This window comes from Bariatricus sp. SGI.161, from assembly GCF_050313695.1.
In the GTDB taxonomy this organism is placed as follows: domain Bacteria; phylum Bacillota; class Clostridia; order Lachnospirales; family Lachnospiraceae; genus JAFBIX01.
Genome location: NZ_JBNPLX010000099.1, coordinates 1 through 379, shown reverse-complemented (window position 1 = coordinate 379; position 379 = coordinate 1). Strand labels below are relative to the sequence as shown.

Sequence of the window (379 nt, the reverse complement as noted above, 5' to 3'; positions counted from 1 at the left end):
CCTGATAACAGTCGGTGGAGCACCAATCGAAGTGATCAGGGAATACATTGAAACACAGGGTGAGAAACATGAAAAAGAGTAATAAAGCCTTCCAATTCCGCATTTATCCAACGGAAGAACAGAAAGAATTGTTTGCGAAGACATTCGGATGTTGTAGATTCATCTATAACCAGATGCTGTCGGATAAGATCGAAGAATATAAGAAGACCGGGAAGATGCTGAAGACTACACCGGCAGCATATAAAAAAGAATTTTCGTGGTTGAAGGAAGTAGATTCTCTTGCTTTGGCAAATGTGCAGCTCCATCTGGAACGGGCGTACAGGAATTTCTTTGAACGTCCGGAGATTGGGTTTCCGAAATTCAAGTCAAAGCATCATAG

Annotated in this window: 1 protein-coding gene; it reads left to right on the top strand. The window is 42.0% G+C overall.

The genetic code is table 11. The annotated features are described in order from the left end of the window. Window positions 1-68: 68 nt before the first annotated feature. On the top strand, window positions 69-379 hold a 311-nt coding region (locus tag ACQRBH_RS17360), incomplete at its 3' end, for a helix-turn-helix domain-containing protein (protein ID WP_427762705.1).